The sequence below is a fragment of the Streptomyces sp. B21-105 genome (genome assembly GCF_036898465.1).
In the GTDB taxonomy this organism is placed as follows: Bacteria; Actinomycetota; Actinomycetes; order Streptomycetales; family Streptomycetaceae; genus Streptomyces.
In genome coordinates this window covers 3,743,774-3,759,351 of the sequence record NZ_JARUMJ010000001.1, presented here as the reverse complement: position 1 = coordinate 3,759,351, position 15,578 = coordinate 3,743,774, and the positions used below count along the sequence as shown (strand labels likewise).

Genomic DNA, 15,578 nt, shown 5'->3' with positions numbered 1-15,578 from the left:
TGCCCAGTTGCCCGGAGTGTCCCGTGAGTGACGCTCACCGGAGCCTGCCGTCTGTCGGGTCCGTTAGGCTGGAGGCGTGGCAGTCGTCGATGTATCCGAAGAGCTCAAGTCCCTCTCCTCGACCATGGAGTCGATCGAGGCCGTTCTGGACCTCGACAAGCTGAGGGCAGACATCGCCGTGCTCGAGGAGCAGGCGGCCGCGCCGTCCCTGTGGGACAACCCGGACGAGGCGCAGAAGATCACCAGCAAGCTCTCCCACCTCCAGGCCGAGGTCAGGAAGGCCGACACACTGCGCGGGCGGATCGACGATCTCGCCGTGCTGTTCGAGATGGCCCAGGAGGAGGACGACCCGGACACCCTCGCGGAGGCCGAGGTCGAGCTCACCTCCGTCAGGAAGGCGCTCGACGAGATGGAGGTGCGCACGCTGCTCAGCGGGGAGTACGACGCCCGTGAGGCGCTCGTCAACATCCGCGCGGAGGCCGGTGGCGTCGACGCGGCCGACTTCGCCGAGAAGCTGCAGCGCATGTACCTGCGGTGGGCGGAGCAGAAGGGCTACAAGACCGAGGTCTACGAGACGTCGTACGCCGAAGAGGCCGGCATCAAGTCGACCACGTTCGCCGTGCAGGTGCCGTACGCCTACGGCACGCTCTCCGTGGAGCAGGGCACGCACCGTCTGGTGCGCATCTCGCCGTTCGACAACCAGGGCCGCCGCCAGACCTCCTTCGCTGGCGTCGAGATCCTCCCCGTGGTCGAGCAGACCGACCACATCGAGATCGACGAGTCCGAGCTGCGGGTGGACGTGTACCGCTCGTCCGGTCCGGGCGGCCAGGGCGTCAACACCACCGACTCGGCGGTGCGCCTGACCCACCTCCCCACCGGCATCGTCGTCTCCTGTCAGAACGAGCGGTCGCAGATCCAGAACAAGGCGACCGCGATGAACGTCCTCCAGGCGAAGCTGCTGGAGCGTCAGCGCCAGGAGGAGCGGGCCAGGATGGACGCCCTCAAGGACGGCGGCAGTTCCTGGGGCAACCAGATGCGTTCGTACGTCCTGCATCCGTACCAGATGGTCAAGGACCTGCGCACCGAGTTCGAGGTCGGCAACCCCGAGGCCGTGTTCAACGGTGAGATCGACGGGTTTCTGGAAGCCGGGATTCGCTGGCGCAAGCAGCAGGAGAAGTAGGTTTGTCGACACGGTAACCGCCCCTGATTCAGGGGCGGTTTGCTTTTTACGTCACATTCACAGCACCAACATCGCGCAAAGCGCCCTGACTTGGACATTGCGTACGCAACGGCCTTGACGCTGCTTTGAAAAATGGGGAGGGTGCAGTGTGGCATGCGTATCTCCGGGGCGCATGTGAACCGGGGGTTTTCGCCAGATCTCAGCTGCCCCCGTCGATCACAGCCCCCGGCGCGGCCTCATCGACGATTCAGCTACTGGGGGTAGCAACCATATGACCAAGAAGACGCGTATCCGGGTCGCGCGCATAGCCGCCGGCGCCGTGATCGCCGCGGGCGCCTCGCTGACGGTGGCCGATGTCGCCTCCGCCACCGGCAACGACGGCGGCCTCAGCGGCCTCGTCTCCACGTCCGGCGGGGGCGACGTCACTCCGCAGACGGGCGAGGAGCCCTGCCCGATCGCGGTCTGCACGGATGGCGGCTCCGAGAACGGCGGCTCCGAGAACGGCGGCTCCGAGAACGGCGGCTCCGAGAACGGCGGCTCCGAGAACGGCGGCTCCGAGAACGGCGGCTCCGAGAACGGTGGCTCCGAGAACGGTGGCTCCGAGAACGGTGGCAGCCAGAACGGCGGCAGCCAGAACGGCGGCTCCCAGAACGGCGGCTCCCAGAACGGCGGCTCCCAGAACGGTGGCTCCGGCAACGGCGGCTCCCAGAACGGCGGCAGCCAGAACGGTGGCTCCGGCAACGGTGGCAGCCAGAACGGCGGCAGCCAGAACGGTGGCTCCGGCAACGGTGGCAGCCAGAACGGCGGCAGCCAGAACGGTGGCTCCGGCAACGGTGGCAGCCAGAACGGTGGCAGCCAGAACGGTGGCTCCGGCAACGGTGGCAGCCAGAACGGTGGCAGCCAGAACGGTGGCTCCGGCAACGGTGGCAGCACTTCCTCGACCGGAGGGTCGACCGGATCCACCACCGGTGGTCCGGACACCGACGGCACCTCCACTCAGGAGGAGGGCAGCTCCGCGCTGACCGACACCTCGGACTCCACCTCCGACGCGGCCGCCCAGGGCGGCGGCAAGGAGCTGGCCGAGACCGGTGCCGGCGAGACCACGTTCCTCATCCTCGGCGCCGCCACGATGATCGCCGGTGGCATCGGTTTCCGGGTGCTGCCGCGCCTCGTGGCCGGCCGCGGCGGAGCCGCTGCCTGACGGTGAGCAGCCGTACACGCACGTGACGTGACAGCGAGGGGCCCGGAGCGATCAGCTCCGGGCCCCTTGTCACGCGTATGCGCGTGTGTGGCTGTGGCGGGCGGGCTAGGCGGTCTGGTGGGCGAGCAGCGCCACTGCCGCGACCAGCACCACCAGCAGCGCGATCAGCGTCATCGGGTTCAGCCCCGCGAAGAAGTTCTCCTGCTGCTGCAGCCGCTCGCGGTTCGCGCGGCACACGGGGCACCGGCCCTCGCTCACGGGGGCCGCGCAGTTAGCGCACACCAGCCGGTCGTACGTCATGCGCCTCGCCCTCCTTGCACCGGTTCCATGGACACAACGCCTCCGGGGGCGCGAACGTTCCCCTTCCACTGTGCCAGGTTCCTCCGGTGGCCGCGCGGCTCACTCGAAGAGCAGAGGGCGCACAAAGTCCCGTACAAAAACGCACAAGCCCCACCCAACCCCTCCCGACGCCTGCGCCGCCCTCCCCGGTTCGCGTATGGTCACGCTCATCTACCCCCGGCGACCCGTGGTGCATCCGTGATCCGATTCGACAACGTCTCCAAGGTCTACCCCAAGCAGACCCGCCCCGCACTCAGGGATGTCTCCCTCGAGGTGGAGAAGGGCGAGTTCGTGTTCCTCGTGGGATCCTCCGGTTCCGGCAAGTCCACCTTCCTGCGGCTGGTGCTCCGCGAGGAGCGGACCAGCCAGGGGCAGGTGCACGTCCTGGGCAAGGATCTCGCGCGTCTGTCCAACTGGAAGGTGCCCCAGATGCGCCGCCAGCTGGGGACGGTGTTCCAGGACTTCCGGCTGCTGCCGAACAAGACGGTGGCGGAGAACGTCGCCTTCGCGCAGGAGGTCATCGGCAAGTCGAAGGGCGAGATCCGCAAGTCCGTGCCGCAGGTGCTCGACCTCGTCGGGCTCGGCGGCAAGGAGGACCGGATGCCCGGTGAGCTGTCCGGCGGTGAGCAGCAGCGCGTGGCGATCGCGCGCGCGTTCGTGAACCGGCCCAAGCTGCTGATCGCGGACGAGCCGACCGGAAACCTCGACCCGCAGACCTCCGTGGGCATCATGAAACTGCTCGACCGGATCAACCGGACGGGCACGACCGTGCTGATGGCCACGCACGACCAGAACATCGTGGACCAGATGCGCAAGCGCGTCATCGAGCTGGAGAAGGGCCGCCTCGTGCGCGACCAGGCGCGCGGCGTCTACGGCTACCAGCACTGACTGCCCCCGCCATCGCCCCCGCCCTCGCGGACGTCCCCGGAAAGGCCTGAACAACTCGCCATGCGCGCCCAGTTCGTACTGTCGGAGATCGGCGTAGGTCTCCGCCGCAACCTGACGATGACCTTCGCCGTCATCGTCTCCGTAGCCCTGTCCCTGGCGCTGTTCGGCGGGTCGCTCCTGATGAGCGACCAGGTCAGCTCGATGAAGGGCTACTGGTACGACAAGGTCAACGTCTCGGTCTACCTGTGCAACAAGAGCGACGCGGAGTCGGACGCCAACTGCGCCAAGGGCGCGGTCACCGCGGACCAGAAGAAGGACATCCTCACCGACCTCAAGAAGATGTCGGTCGTCGCCACGGTCACGTACGAGACGCAGGACGAGGCGTACAAGCACTACAAGGAGCAGTTCGGGGACTCCCCGCTGGCCAGTTCGATCACGCCGGACCAGATGCAGGAGTCGTACCGCGTCAAGCTGAAGGACCCGGAGAAGTACCAGGTCATCGCGACCGCCTTCGACGGGCGCGACGGTGTGCAGTCGGTGCAGGACCAGAAGGGTACCCTGGACAACCTCTTCGAGTTGCTGAACCTGATGAACCGGGCCGCTCTCGGGGTGATGGCGCTCATGCTCATCGTCGCCCTCCTGCTGATCGTCAACACGGTGCGGGTGTCGGCGTTCAGCCGTCGGCGCGAGACGGGGATCATGCGGCTGGTCGGCGCCTCCGGGTTCTACATCCAGGCGCCGTTCATCATGGAGGCCGCTGTCGCAGGGGTGATCGGCGGCGTGCTGGCCTGTGTCTTCCTGGTCGTCGGCCGGTACTTCACCATCGACCACGGCATGGTCCTGTCCGAGAAGCTCAACCTGATCACCTTCCTGGGTTGGGACGCCGTCCTGACGAAGCTTCCGCTGATCCTCGCCGCGAGTGTGCTGATGCCCGCCCTTGCCGCTTTCTTCGCGTTGCGCAAGTACCTGAAGGTGTGACGCACGCCCCGAGAGCCGTACGGTCAACCGTCCTTACCGTCCGTCGCGTTCCCCTAGACTCACCGCCATGTCAGGCCGTGACCTGTTCTGTCAGCCCCGCCGTTTCGGCCGCGGGGCCGCGCTGACCTTGGTGTTCGCGAGTGTTCTCGTCGCCGGTGCGGCGACCGGGTCGCTGCCGCGGGGGCCGGGCGACGGGCCGCGGAGCGCCTCGGGCGCCGCCCCCGCCACAGCCCCGGCAGGTCACGCGGAGGACGTCGCGCGGGCCGCCGAGGAGGCCGCCGCCGACGGCAAGTCCCCCATGGAGGCCGCCGAACAGGCCGTCAGCCGCAGCGGGGACCGCTGGGCGGCCGTCTACTCCCCGGGCGAGTACGAGCAGTTCGAGGAGTCCCTCGACGGCCGGTACACCGGCGTGGGCCTGGAGGCGCGGCGTGAGCGCAGCGGTCGGACAAAGGTCACCAAGGTGCAGCCGGGGTCGCCGGCGGCCGCCGCCGGGGTCCGCCCGGGCGACCGGCTGCGCACTGTCGACGGGCGGTCCGTCGACGGGCTCCCGGTCACCGAAGTCGTCGCGTTACTGCGCGGTGACGCCGAGGACGCGTCCGCCGGCACCCCCGTCCGGCTCGGGCTGCAACGCGGCACGCGCGTGTGGACCGAGACCGTGCGCCGGGCGCTGCTGTCCACGGACTCCGTCACCGTCCGTGAACTCGCCGACCGGGTCACCGTCGTCACCGTCGCCGCGTTCACCAAGGGCGTCGGCAGGGCCGTGCGCGGCGCCGTGCGCAGGGCCCCGGCCGGCGGCCGGATCGTGCTGGACCTGCGCGGCAACTCGGGCGGCCTGGTCACCGAGGCCGTCACCACCGCCTCCGTCTTCCTCGACGGCGGTCTCGTCGCCACCTACGACGTCGACGGCGACCAGCGCGCCCTGCACGCCGAGGCGGGCGGCGACACCCGCAAGCCCCTGGTCGTCCTCGTCGACGGCGGCACGATGAGCGCGGCCGAACTGCTCACCGGCGCCTTGCAGGACCGCGGCCGGGCGATCGTCGTGGGGTCGCGCACCTTCGGCAAGGGCTCCGTGCAGATGCCGAGCCGGCTGCCCGACGGCTCGGTCGCCGAGTTGACCGTCGGGCACTACCGCACCCCCTCCGGCCATGCCGTCGACGGCCGTGGCATCACGCCCGACCTGGAGGCGGAGGACGGGGCACTGAGCCGGGCCGAGACCGTGCTGAGCGGACTCGGAAACGCGTCCTGAGCGACCCCCGGCCCTACCCCGGATCGACCCCCGGCCCTACCCCGGATCGGCCCCCGGCCCTACCCCGGATCGGCCCCGGCCCGACCGCCGGTCCGGATCCACCCGTAATCGGCTTTCCCTCAGGCCCCTTCCGGGTGCGAAAATGGCGGGACTATGAGCAAGGGAATGTACGTACCGAAGGAGTCCCAGCCGAAGCAGGGCGGGGCGGCAGCGTCCGGCAAGGCCAAGGACGGCAAGCGCAAGATCGTCGCGCAGAACAAGAAGGCCCGGCACGACTACGCGATCATCGACGTGTACGAGGCCGGTCTGGTGCTCACCGGCACCGAGGTGAAGTCGCTGCGCCAGGGCCGCGCCTCGCTGACCGACGGCTTCGTGCAGATCGAGGGCGACGAGGCGTGGCTGCACGCCGCGCACATCCCCGAGTACAGCCAGGGCAGCTGGACCAACCACTCCGCGCGCCGCAAGCGCAAGCTGCTGCTGCACCGCGAGGAGATCGACAAGCTCGCGGTGAAGTCCGAGGAGACGGGGCACACGATCGTGCCGCTCGCCCTGTACTTCAAGGACGGCCGGGCCAAGGCGGAGATCGCGCTGGCGCGCGGCAAGAAGGAGTACGACAAGCGGCAGACGTTGCGCGAGCAGCAGGACCGCAGGGAGACGGACCGGGTGATCGCGGCAGTCAAGCGGAGCCAGCGGCACGCCTAGGAGCCGTCGGGTAGGACCTGTCCGGGCGGGTGGGGCCTGTCCTTGCGGGCGGCCCACGGGGAATACGGTGGCATCGGCGGGCGTTGGTCACGTACGATGGCACCTGTGCCCCGCAGCGGGCACGGGCCCTCCTCGGAGGGCGTTTGAAAAATCAACATGGGGATGATCGGTTTCGACAGCGACTGTTGAAGCAGGGGAAGCGTGTCGAGGAAGCGGCAATGATCTCGTAAACCATATGTCGCAAAAAATAATCGCCAATACCAAGAGCGATTCCCAGTCCTACGCCCTCGTTGCCTGATAAGCAGTGAGTGTAGGACCCTTAATGGGTGTCAGCCCGGGAGTGTTCCCGATCCGGATCCTGGCATAATCTAGGGAACTAAACCATCGCGCCCGGTCACGGGGTGTGATGGGAAATCAAACAGTGACTGGGCCCGTCGGCGACTTGTTCGCGTGATCACCGGGGCCGAGAAAATCACAGCGAACTGCACACGGAGAAGCCCTGATTTAGCACCGTTGGACGCGGGTTCGATTCCCGCCATCTCCACTTCATCCCATGTGACATGAAGACCCCGCTCCCTGAGGGAGCGGGGTCTTTTTGCGTCTCGCGTGTGCGCGTGCATACATGCCATGCGTGCGGCCGGTGCTACGCGCGACGCCTCGACCGCCGCTGCCGACGCTGTCGCCGCCATCGCCACCGCCGCCACTGCTGGCGTACCCATACACGGGCGATCGCTTGGTGTCGGAGTGCGGTCAGAAAAGCAGGCAATCCGACATCCATCAAGATGTATTTTCCGGCCATGCCTGGACGGGCGCCCGGCGTGTCTCTCCGGCGGGCCTCTTCATCCCCTCCTGTCACGGGTGTGGCGAAAGAGGCTGGTCTTTCCGGTGCTCGCCGCCCGCCCGTGCGGCGCCCGCCGGTTCCCGGGCGACGGGACACCGGCCCGGCGGCCCGGTGAGGGGAGAAAACCGGCCATAGGCATGAGCATGACTTGTGTCCATAAATGACACAACGCGAATGCCCGGCCTATGCCTGCGCTAGGTTCGTGGATCTGAGCGCAATGGGATAAAAGGGGCGCGAGGGCTGGGTGGGGGCCTGGTTCCGTCGACGTGGGCTCGGGGTCGTAGGCGCACCCGGAACAGTTCTGTGGGGGGTAGTGCGCACGTGAAGAATTGGCGAGAAGAAGCCCAACCGGAGTGGCCGAAGGCCGCATTCCCGACGCGGGACGTGGCGGCCGCGGGAGGCGGCGGAAGATACCGCTCGCTGATGGACGTACCGCGTGAGAACGGCCTCCCGCAAACCTCGGAGGGCTCGAAAGAGGGGCCGCCCGGCAACGAACGCTCGGGCGATCTCCGGGACCCCTGGGGCGAGGAGACCGGCGGTCCGCCCGGGGAGGGCGCTGATCCCGGCGAGGTGACGGTCCAGCTCGACCCGTTGAAGCAGGGGCGGTCGGACGGCCCCGAGGCCGCCTCCGACGTCCCGGTCTTCGTCGACGAGTCCGGCCGCCGCAGCCGTACGTTCCGCCGCATCGGCATCTTCGTGGGCATCGCGTGCGGGGCGTACGCCGTGGTCATCGTGGCCGCGCTGCTCTCCGGCAACGCCGGCGCGCCCTGGCTGCCGGTACCGGTGCCGGGCCAGGCCGACGACAGGCCGGCGGCCGGCGAGGTGGACAGCTCCTCGGCGCCCGACGACTCCGCCTCCTCCGGTCCCGGAGCGCCGGACTCCGTGCGTCCCGGCGGGACGGGGGCCACGGCTTCCGGGGCCGCCGCCGGACCGGGCAAGCCGGGGACGAGCAAGGCGCCGGGCGCCTCGGGGAGCGCCGCGCCGACCGGCGGGGCGTCCGCGACGGCCCGGCCCTCGGCGAGCGGGGCCGTCCGGCCCAGCACCGGCCCGACGGCCACCGGGTCCCCGGCCTCGGGTCCGAGCGGCCCGGTGGTCGCGCCGCCGGCGTCCACACCACCTCCGCCGCCGGCCAGCACGCCCGCGGGTTCCCCCTCGCCGGCCTCCTCCCCGTCCCCGGTGGGCGGCGGCTCCACCACCGTCGCCGGCGGCCCCGCGGAACCGGCCCCGGGGGCTTCGACCCCGGCGGCCTGAAGAACGCCGTGAGCGCTGTGAGCACTGCCGACCCACGGCGTGCGGGCGGGGACGGTGTCCCGGGGCGGCGCACGGGAACCGGGGCAGGAGCGCGGACCCGCGGCAGGCACGGGAGCAGTGGTTCCGTCCCGCGCGACGGAGCGCCGCACCGCTCCTGACGTGCTCGGGGCGACCCGGCCGGGACGGTCGACGATCCTGCCGGGCCGCGACGCCGGCTGTCCGGTTCGGCCGCGCCGGTCAAAGGTTGCGGCTCGGCTGTGGCGGTCATCGGTTGGGCTCCGCCCGGTTGCCTTCGCCTCTCAGCCGCCCGCTTGCCCCGTGCCACCGTCCTGTCCGGGCCATGGATCTGGGGTGTCCTGCTGTCCGCCGTCCGTCGGGGACCCGCGATCCGTCCCCTTGTCCGCCGTCCGTCCGGAGCCTGTCCCCCGCTCCCCGCTCCTTGCCTCGCGCCCGGAGCCAGTCGCGAAACCCTCGTCCGACTCTCGTCCCCGGAGATCCAACTCTCATGGCACCACATACCAGCCGGCGTTCGGCCCGACGGTCCGCCGTCAGGCATTCCGCGCCCCCGTCGGGCGGCCAGACCGCCTCCGCCTCCGCCTCCGCCGCCTCGCCCGGAGGTGAGCCGGGCGCGGGGCGAAGGTCCGTTCGGCGGTCCGGCGCACGGCGCGGCCCCGCGCACGGTGCGGCCCCGCCGTCCGGACGCCGCCGTCTGATGCCCCCGCTCAGGCTGCGCCGTCTGCTGCCGCTGCTCGTGCTCGTCGCGATGATGGCGATGCTGATGCTGCGCGGCTATGTGCACAGCGAGATCCTCGCCGACCACCGCATCCGCCCCGAGGCCGCCTCCGGCAAGGTGCCCGAGAAGATCCTCGACGGCGGCCCGGTCGTCGACACCCGTGGCGGACAGGAGACCAGCCTGCAGGTGCCGGACCACCGGATCGTGCTCACCTTCGACGACGGGCCCGACCCCACCTGGACCCCCAGGGTCCTGGACGTCCTGAAGAAGCACCGTGTGCACGCCGTCTTCTTCATCACCGGCACCATGGCCTCCCGCTACCCGGACCTGGTCCGGCGGATGGTGGACGAGGGCCACGAGATCGGCCTGCACACCTTCAACCACCCCGACCTCTCCTACCAGTCGACGAAACGCATCGACTGGGAGCTCACCCAGAACCAGCTGGCACTGGCGGGCGCCGCCGGCATCCGGACGTCCCTCTTCCGGCCGCCGTACTCCTCCGGCGCGGACGCCCTAGACGACGAATCCTGGCCGGTCACCCGGTATGTGGGGACGCGCGGTTACCTCACCGTCTTCACCACCACCGACAGCGAGGACTGGCGGCGGCCGGGCGTGCGGCAGATCGTCCGCAACGCCACGCCCCGGGGCGGCAAGGGCGCCATCGTCCTGATGCACGACTCGGGCGGCGACCGCCGGCAGACCGTCCAGGCCCTCGACGTCTACCTGCCCGAACTCATGCGGAAGGGCTACAGGTTCGAGAACCTCACCGAGGCCCTCCACGCGCCCAGCGCGCACACCCCGGTCACCGGGGCCGACCTGTGGAAGGGCAGGGCCTGGGTGTTCCTGGTCGAGGCCTCCGACGACATCACCGCGGTCCTGGTCGTCGGTCTCGCCGTCATCGGCGTCTTCGTCTTCGCCCGCTTCGGCCTGATGCTGCTGCTGGCCGCGATCCACACCCGCCGTACCCGCCGCCGGGGCTTCGTGTGGGGTCCCGACGCGCCGGTCACCGAACCGGCGTCGGTGCTCGTCCCGGCCTACAACGAGGCCAAGTGCATCGAGAACACGGTGCGTTCGCTGATGAAGAGCGAGCACCCGATCGAGATCCTGGTGGTCGACGACGGCTCCAGCGACGGCACCGCCCGCATCGTCGAGGACCTGCGCCTGCCCGGCGTCCGCGTCGTGCGCCAGCTCAACGCGGGCAAGCCCGCCGCCCTCAACCGGGGCATCGCCAACGCCCGGCACGACCTCATCGTCATGATGGACGGCGACACGGTCTTCGAGCCGTCCACGGTCCGCGAGCTCGTCCAGCCGTTCGCCGACCCGAAGGTCGGCGCGGTCGCCGGCAACGCCAAGGTCGGCAACAAGGACACCCTCATCGGTGCCTGGCAGCACATCGAGTACGTGATGGGCTTCAACCTCGACCGCCGCATGTACGACGTCCTGCGCTGCATGCCCACCATCCCGGGAGCCGTCGGGGCGTTCCGCCGCAGCGCGCTCGACCGCGTCGGCGGCATGAGCGACGACACCCTCGCCGAGGACACCGACATCACCATGGCCATCCACCGGGACGGCTGGCACGTCGTGTACGCGGAGAAGGCACGCGCCTGGACCGAGGCCCCGGAGTCCGTCCAGCAGTTGTGGTCCCAGCGCTACCGCTGGTGCTACGGCACCATGCAGGCGATCTGGAAGCACCGCCGCGCCCTCGTCGAGCGCGGTCCCTCGGGCCGCTTCGGACGGGTGGGCCTTCCGCTCGTCTCCCTCTTCATGGTCGTCGCCCCGCTCCTCGCGCCCCTCATCGACCTGTTCCTCGTCTACGGCCTGTTGTTCGGCCCGACCGGCCAGACGATCGCGGCCTGGTTCGGCGTGCTCGCCGTCCAGGCGGGCTGCGCGGCCTACGCGTTCGTCCTCGACCGCGAGCGGCTGACCCCGCTGATCTCCCTCCCGCTGCAGCAACTCCTGTACCGCCAGCTGATGTACATCGTGCTCCTCCAGTCCTGGATCACCGCGCTCACCGGCGGTCGGCTGCGCTGGCAGAAACTTCGCCGCAAGGGGCAGGTGGCCGCCCCGCCGGGTGCGGTGGCGCCGACCGCGAGCCTGGACGGGGGTGCGGCCCGATGAGCACCGAGCCGAGGACGCAACCGAGCGGCCGGCCGGGCAGTCGGTCGAAGGTCAGTCGGGTGGTGGGCAGTGGGGCGGTGGACAGTACGGCGCTGCTGCCTCAGCTGACCGAGAAGGCCGAGCAGGCTGAGGAGTCCGGGCAGCCGGGTGCGGCGGCGGGTACGGAGGCAGGTGCGGAGGCAGGTGCGGCCACGGGTTCGGAGGCGAAGAAGAAGAGCGGCGGACGCGACCGCTACTTCGACCTCCTCCGGGCGATCGCCCTCTTCCGTGTCGTCTTCTACCACCTGATGGGCTGGGTCTGGCTCCCCGTCGTGTTCCCCTCGATGGGCGTGATGTTCGCGCTCGCCGGCAACCTGATGGCCCGCTCGCTCACCCGGCGCCCCGCGCTGGAGGTCGTGCGCGGCCGCATGCGCCGCCTGCTGCCGCCGCTGTGGCTGCTCGGCGCGGTCGGTGTGACCGGCATGCTGGCCGCGGGGTGGGGCCCGGACGAGGAAGGGCGCCCCGGCTGGTGGTGGCTCCACCTCGCCTACTGGGTCCTCCCGCTGAGCGACCCGCCGTACGGCGAGTCCCTGCCCGGCGTGCACCAGCTGATCGGCGACGGCTGGGCCGCCGACATGGGTGTGCCCCTGTGGTACCTCCGCGCCTACCTCTGGTTCGTCCTGCTGTCCCCGCTGCTGCTGCGCGCCCTGCGCCGAATGCCGTGGCCGACGGTTCTCGCGCCGCTCGCGCTGTCCGCCGCGCTGGAGTTCGGCGCGCTGTCCCTGCCCGGCTGGCGGCTGCAGGCCGGCCTCACGGACCTCGGCGCGTTCGGCGCGTGCTGGCTGCTGGGCATGGCGCACCAGGAGGGCCTCCTGCGCCGTCTGCCCCGCTATGTGGTGCCGTCCCTGGCCCCGGCGGTGGCGGCGACCGGTCTCTGGTACGCCCTCGGCCATCATCTGCGGGAGGGCCACGACCTCGACGACATGCCGTTCGCGCAGTCGCTGTGGTCCTTCGCCGCGGTGCTGCTGCTCCTGCACATCAGCCCGTCCTGGAGCGAGTGGCCGGCCCGGCTGCGCCGCTGGGACCGGGTGATCACGCTGCTCAACTCCCGTGCGGTGACGATCTATCTCTGGCACAGCGTGTGCATCGGCGTCGTCGAGGCGCTGTGGGACCGGCTGTGGGCCGTCCCGTGGCTGGAGGCCGACGCGGGCTGGGTCCTGGAGAGCCCGTGGCCCCAGCTGCCGTTCGTCTGGCTCCTCACGGCGGGCTGCGTCGTCTGCTTCGGCTGGGTCGAGGACCTGGCGGCCCGCCGCAGGCCCCGTCTGTGGCCGGACGGACGCGTGGGGGCGCATCGCGCGTGATGGACGGTAAGAGGCAGGTCAAGCGGGTCGGCTGTCGATCACCGGGGCCGCGGCCGTGTGGAAGACTGCCCGCGTTGCGCGAGTGAACAGTCGTTCGGCTGGTGGGGGAGTGAGTGCCGGTGAGCAAGCGGCAGATGCGAAGCATGCTGAAGTCGATGGCGGGAGGCGGGCCCGTCGAGCTCACCAGTCCGCTGGCCTCGGTGAAGAAGCTGGCCCGGCTCGCCTTCGTGGCCCAGCAGTTCGGGTACGAGTACGCGGACGCCGGGTACGGGGGCTCGCGGGGCAACGCGCTGAAGCTGCTGATCGTCCCCGACCCCGGCCCGCAGGCACGCGCGCGTGCCGCGCAGAACTGGGCGCAGTACCCGAACGCGCACGACGGCTTCTCCCTGCCGCCGCTGGTCCCGGACGCCTTCGAGCTCCTCAAGACCCGCATCACCTTCGACCTCACCGGCAAGCAGGCCGAGAAGCGGATGGGGTACGGCGCGCTGGGCGCGACCGTGGGCTGCGTGGTCCTCGGGATACGGCTCGGTGCCACGGGCGCCGACTTCGCCGTCGCCGTCGTCGTCTGGGTCGTCCTCATGGCCGTCTGCGGGGTCGGCTTCGCCGTCAACCGGAGTCGCAACGCCAAGGCCGGCGCCCGGCTACGGGCCGCCGGCTTCGCCCCGGTGACCGACGCGACGGGCCGGCTGCGGTATCTGCCCCCGGGGATGGGCGCGGGACCGGGAGCAGGACCGGGGACCGGTCACGGCCGGACCCCGTACGGCGGCGGAGTCCCGGCCCAGGCGCCGGCCTACTCCCCCGCCCCGGCGCCGACGTCGCCCCCGGCCCAGCCCCCGTACGGTCCGTACGGCACCGCCCCGGCGGCGGCCCCCGGGTACGGCTACCCGCAGCCGCAGCCCCCGGCGGGCGCCCCCGGGTACGGCTACCCGCAGCCGCAGCCGCAGCCGCAGCCGCAGCCGCAGCCGCAGCCGCAGCCGCAGCCGCACCCCCACCAGCAGCCCGGCCCGTACGCCCAGCCTCAGTACCAGCCGCCCCACCAGCCCGCCACCCACGCCCAGCCCCAGCCGTACCCGCAGGCTCCGCACCCGTACCCGCAGGCCCCGCAGCCGTACCCGCAGGCCCCGCAGTACCCCCAGCCGCCCGCCCCCCACAGTCGTCCGCACCAGGGCTGAGCCCTCCCGGGACCTCTCACCGGGTGTGCGCACAACGTGAGAGCAACGTTCCTTTCCGGTCACCCACAGCCACAGCACGGAAACGCGCCCTCCCTACCTTCGGGAGTCATCACCGCTCATCCCCCCGGACCACCTGAGCCCGGAGCACGTGGAGGCGTCATGACAGCCCCGAGTACAGCCCCCGCACCGCCGTCCCCCTCGAAGAAGGGGAGCCGCTGGATCGAGGAGTGGGACCCGGAGAACGAGACCTTCTGGAACGAGAAGGGCGAGAAGATCGCCCGCCGTAACCTGCTCTTCTCCGTACTCTCCGAGCACATCGGCTTCTCGATCTGGACCATGTGGTCCGTGCTGGTGCTCTTCATGGGCCCGGAGTACGGCCTCACCCCCGCCGACAAGTTCCTGCTGACGTCGATGGTGACGCTGGTCGGAGCGGTGGTGCGGGTGCCGTACACCTTCGCTGTCGCGATCTTCGGCGGCCGGAACTGGACGATCATCTCCGCCGCCCTGCTGCTGGTCCCCACGGTCGCCGCCTTCGCGGTGATGGAGCCGGGGACCTCCTTCAACACCTTCCTGCTGGTCGGCCTGATCGCGGGCATCGGCGGCGGCAACTTCGCCTCCTCCATGACCAACATCAACGCGTTCTTCCCGCTCCGCAAGAAGGGCTGGGCGCTCGGGCTCAACGCCGGCGGCGGCAACATTGGCGTGCCGGTCCTCCAGCTGATCGGCCTCGCCGTCATCGGCGCGAGCGGCGGCCCGCGCGTGCTGCTCGGGATCTACATCCCGCTGATCGTGATCGCCGCGACCCTGGCCGCGCTGTTCATGGACAACCTGACGTCCGTGAAGAACGACACCGGCGCGGCGATCGACTCCGCGAAGGACGCCCACACCTGGATCATGTCCTTCCTGTACGTCGGCACGTTCGGCTCGTTCATCGGCTACAGCTTCGCCTTCGGGCAGGTCCTGACGAACCAGTTCGGCCGGACGCCCCTCCAGGCGGCCTACCTCACCTTCATCGGCCCGCTGCTCGGCTCCCTGATCCGCCCGGTCGGCGGCTGGCTGGCCGACAAGTACGGCGGCGCGCGCATCACGCTCTACAACTACGTCGGCATGGGCGCCGCCACCGGCGTCCTGATCTTCGCCAGCATGCAGAAGTCGCTCGGACTGTTCGTCACCGCCTTCGTGGCGCTGTTCGTGCTCACCGGTCTCGGCAACGGGTCGACGTACAAGATGATCCCCGGCATCTTCCACGCCAAGGCCCTCGCGAAGGGCCTTCAGGGCGAGGACGCGGCCGCCTACGGCCGGCGCCTGTCCGGCGCATCCATGGGCCTGATCGGCGCGGTCGGCGCGCTCGGCGGCGTCGGCATCAACCTGGCCTTCCGCCAGTCGTTCCTCTCCTACGGCTCCGGCACCGGCGCCTTCGTCGCCTTCCTCGCCTTCTACGCGGCCTGCTTCGCGGTCACCTGGGCCGTATACCTTCGCAGCCCGGCCGGCCGGGTGACCGCCACCGGTTCGGCATCCGAGGCGAAACCGCAGCTCAGCTATGCCAAGGTGTGACGTAACACGGGCGACATGAAGCCGAACCGAGCCTG

The 15,578-nt window shown here is 70.5% G+C and carries 12 protein-coding genes and 1 other RNA gene; 12 read left to right on the top strand and 1 reads right to left on the bottom strand.

Going from position 1 to position 15,578, the window contains the following annotated elements; all coding sequences use genetic code 11:
- Positions 1-76: 76 nt before the first annotated feature.
- On the top strand, positions 77-1,180 hold the full coding sequence (gene prfB, locus QA802_RS16885) for a peptide chain release factor 2 (RefSeq protein WP_334523169.1): 1,104 nt from the start codon (positions 77-79) through the stop codon (positions 1,178-1,180).
- A gap of 271 nt (positions 1,181-1,451) precedes the next feature.
- Positions 1,452-2,381: a hypothetical protein gene (locus QA802_RS16880; RefSeq protein ID WP_334523166.1), complete on the top strand. Its 930-nt coding sequence runs from the start codon at positions 1,452-1,454 to the stop codon at positions 2,379-2,381.
- Between the two features lie 105 nt (positions 2,382-2,486).
- On the opposite strand, the gene QA802_RS16875 is transcribed toward QA802_RS16880, so the two are convergent.
- Positions 2,487-2,681 (bottom strand): hypothetical protein, encoded by a 195-nt coding sequence (locus QA802_RS16875; protein WP_319168063.1) that lies wholly within the window; start codon positions 2,679-2,681, stop codon positions 2,487-2,489.
- A gap of 237 nt (positions 2,682-2,918) precedes the next feature.
- Between QA802_RS16875 and ftsE the strand changes: the two genes are divergently transcribed.
- From ftsE to QA802_RS16825, 10 genes are all read left to right on the top strand, one after another.
- Complete coding sequence (gene ftsE / locus QA802_RS16870; RefSeq protein ID WP_057610798.1) at positions 2,919-3,608, top strand: cell division ATP-binding protein FtsE; 690 nt, start codon at positions 2,919-2,921, stop codon at positions 3,606-3,608.
- A gap of 60 nt (positions 3,609-3,668) precedes the next feature.
- Positions 3,669-4,586: a permease-like cell division protein FtsX gene (gene ftsX, locus QA802_RS16865; RefSeq protein ID WP_334523154.1), complete on the top strand. Its 918-nt coding sequence runs from the start codon at positions 3,669-3,671 to the stop codon at positions 4,584-4,586.
- 67 nt (positions 4,587-4,653) lie between these two features.
- Positions 4,654-5,832 carry a S41 family peptidase gene (locus QA802_RS16860; RefSeq protein ID WP_334523151.1) on the top strand — a complete coding sequence of 393 codons (1,179 nt, stop codon included), beginning with the start codon at positions 4,654-4,656 and terminating at the stop codon, positions 5,830-5,832.
- Positions 5,833-5,997: 165 nt separating this feature from the next.
- The gene (gene smpB, locus QA802_RS16855; protein WP_319168066.1) at positions 5,998-6,534 is read left to right on the top strand and encodes an SsrA-binding protein SmpB; all 537 of its coding nucleotides are present in this window, start codon (positions 5,998-6,000) and stop codon (positions 6,532-6,534) included.
- Between the two features lie 158 nt (positions 6,535-6,692).
- Positions 6,693-7,081: a transfer-messenger RNA gene (ssrA, locus tag QA802_RS16850) on the top strand.
- A 717-nt stretch (positions 7,082-7,798) separates the two neighbouring features.
- Positions 7,799-8,626 (top strand): hypothetical protein, encoded by an 828-nt coding sequence (locus QA802_RS16845; protein ID WP_334523148.1) that lies wholly within the window; start codon positions 7,799-7,801, stop codon positions 8,624-8,626.
- Between the two features lie 712 nt (positions 8,627-9,338).
- Entirely contained in the window at positions 9,339-11,477 is a 2,139-nt protein-coding gene (locus QA802_RS16840; RefSeq protein ID WP_334523147.1) for a bifunctional polysaccharide deacetylase/glycosyltransferase family 2 protein, read from the top strand.
- Between the two features lie 77 nt (positions 11,478-11,554).
- Positions 11,555-12,817 carry an acyltransferase family protein gene (locus tag QA802_RS16835; RefSeq protein ID WP_334523145.1) on the top strand — a complete coding sequence of 421 codons (1,263 nt, stop codon included), beginning with the start codon at positions 11,555-11,557 and terminating at the stop codon, positions 12,815-12,817.
- Between the two features lie 119 nt (positions 12,818-12,936).
- Positions 12,937-13,989, top strand: a complete 1,053-nt coding sequence (locus tag QA802_RS16830; protein WP_334523142.1) for a hypothetical protein — start codon at positions 12,937-12,939, stop codon at positions 13,987-13,989.
- 159 nt (positions 13,990-14,148) lie between these two features.
- Positions 14,149-15,543 (top strand): nitrate/nitrite transporter, encoded by a 1,395-nt coding sequence (locus QA802_RS16825; protein ID WP_334523139.1) that lies wholly within the window; start codon positions 14,149-14,151, stop codon positions 15,541-15,543.
- Positions 15,544-15,578: the final 35 nt, after the last annotated feature.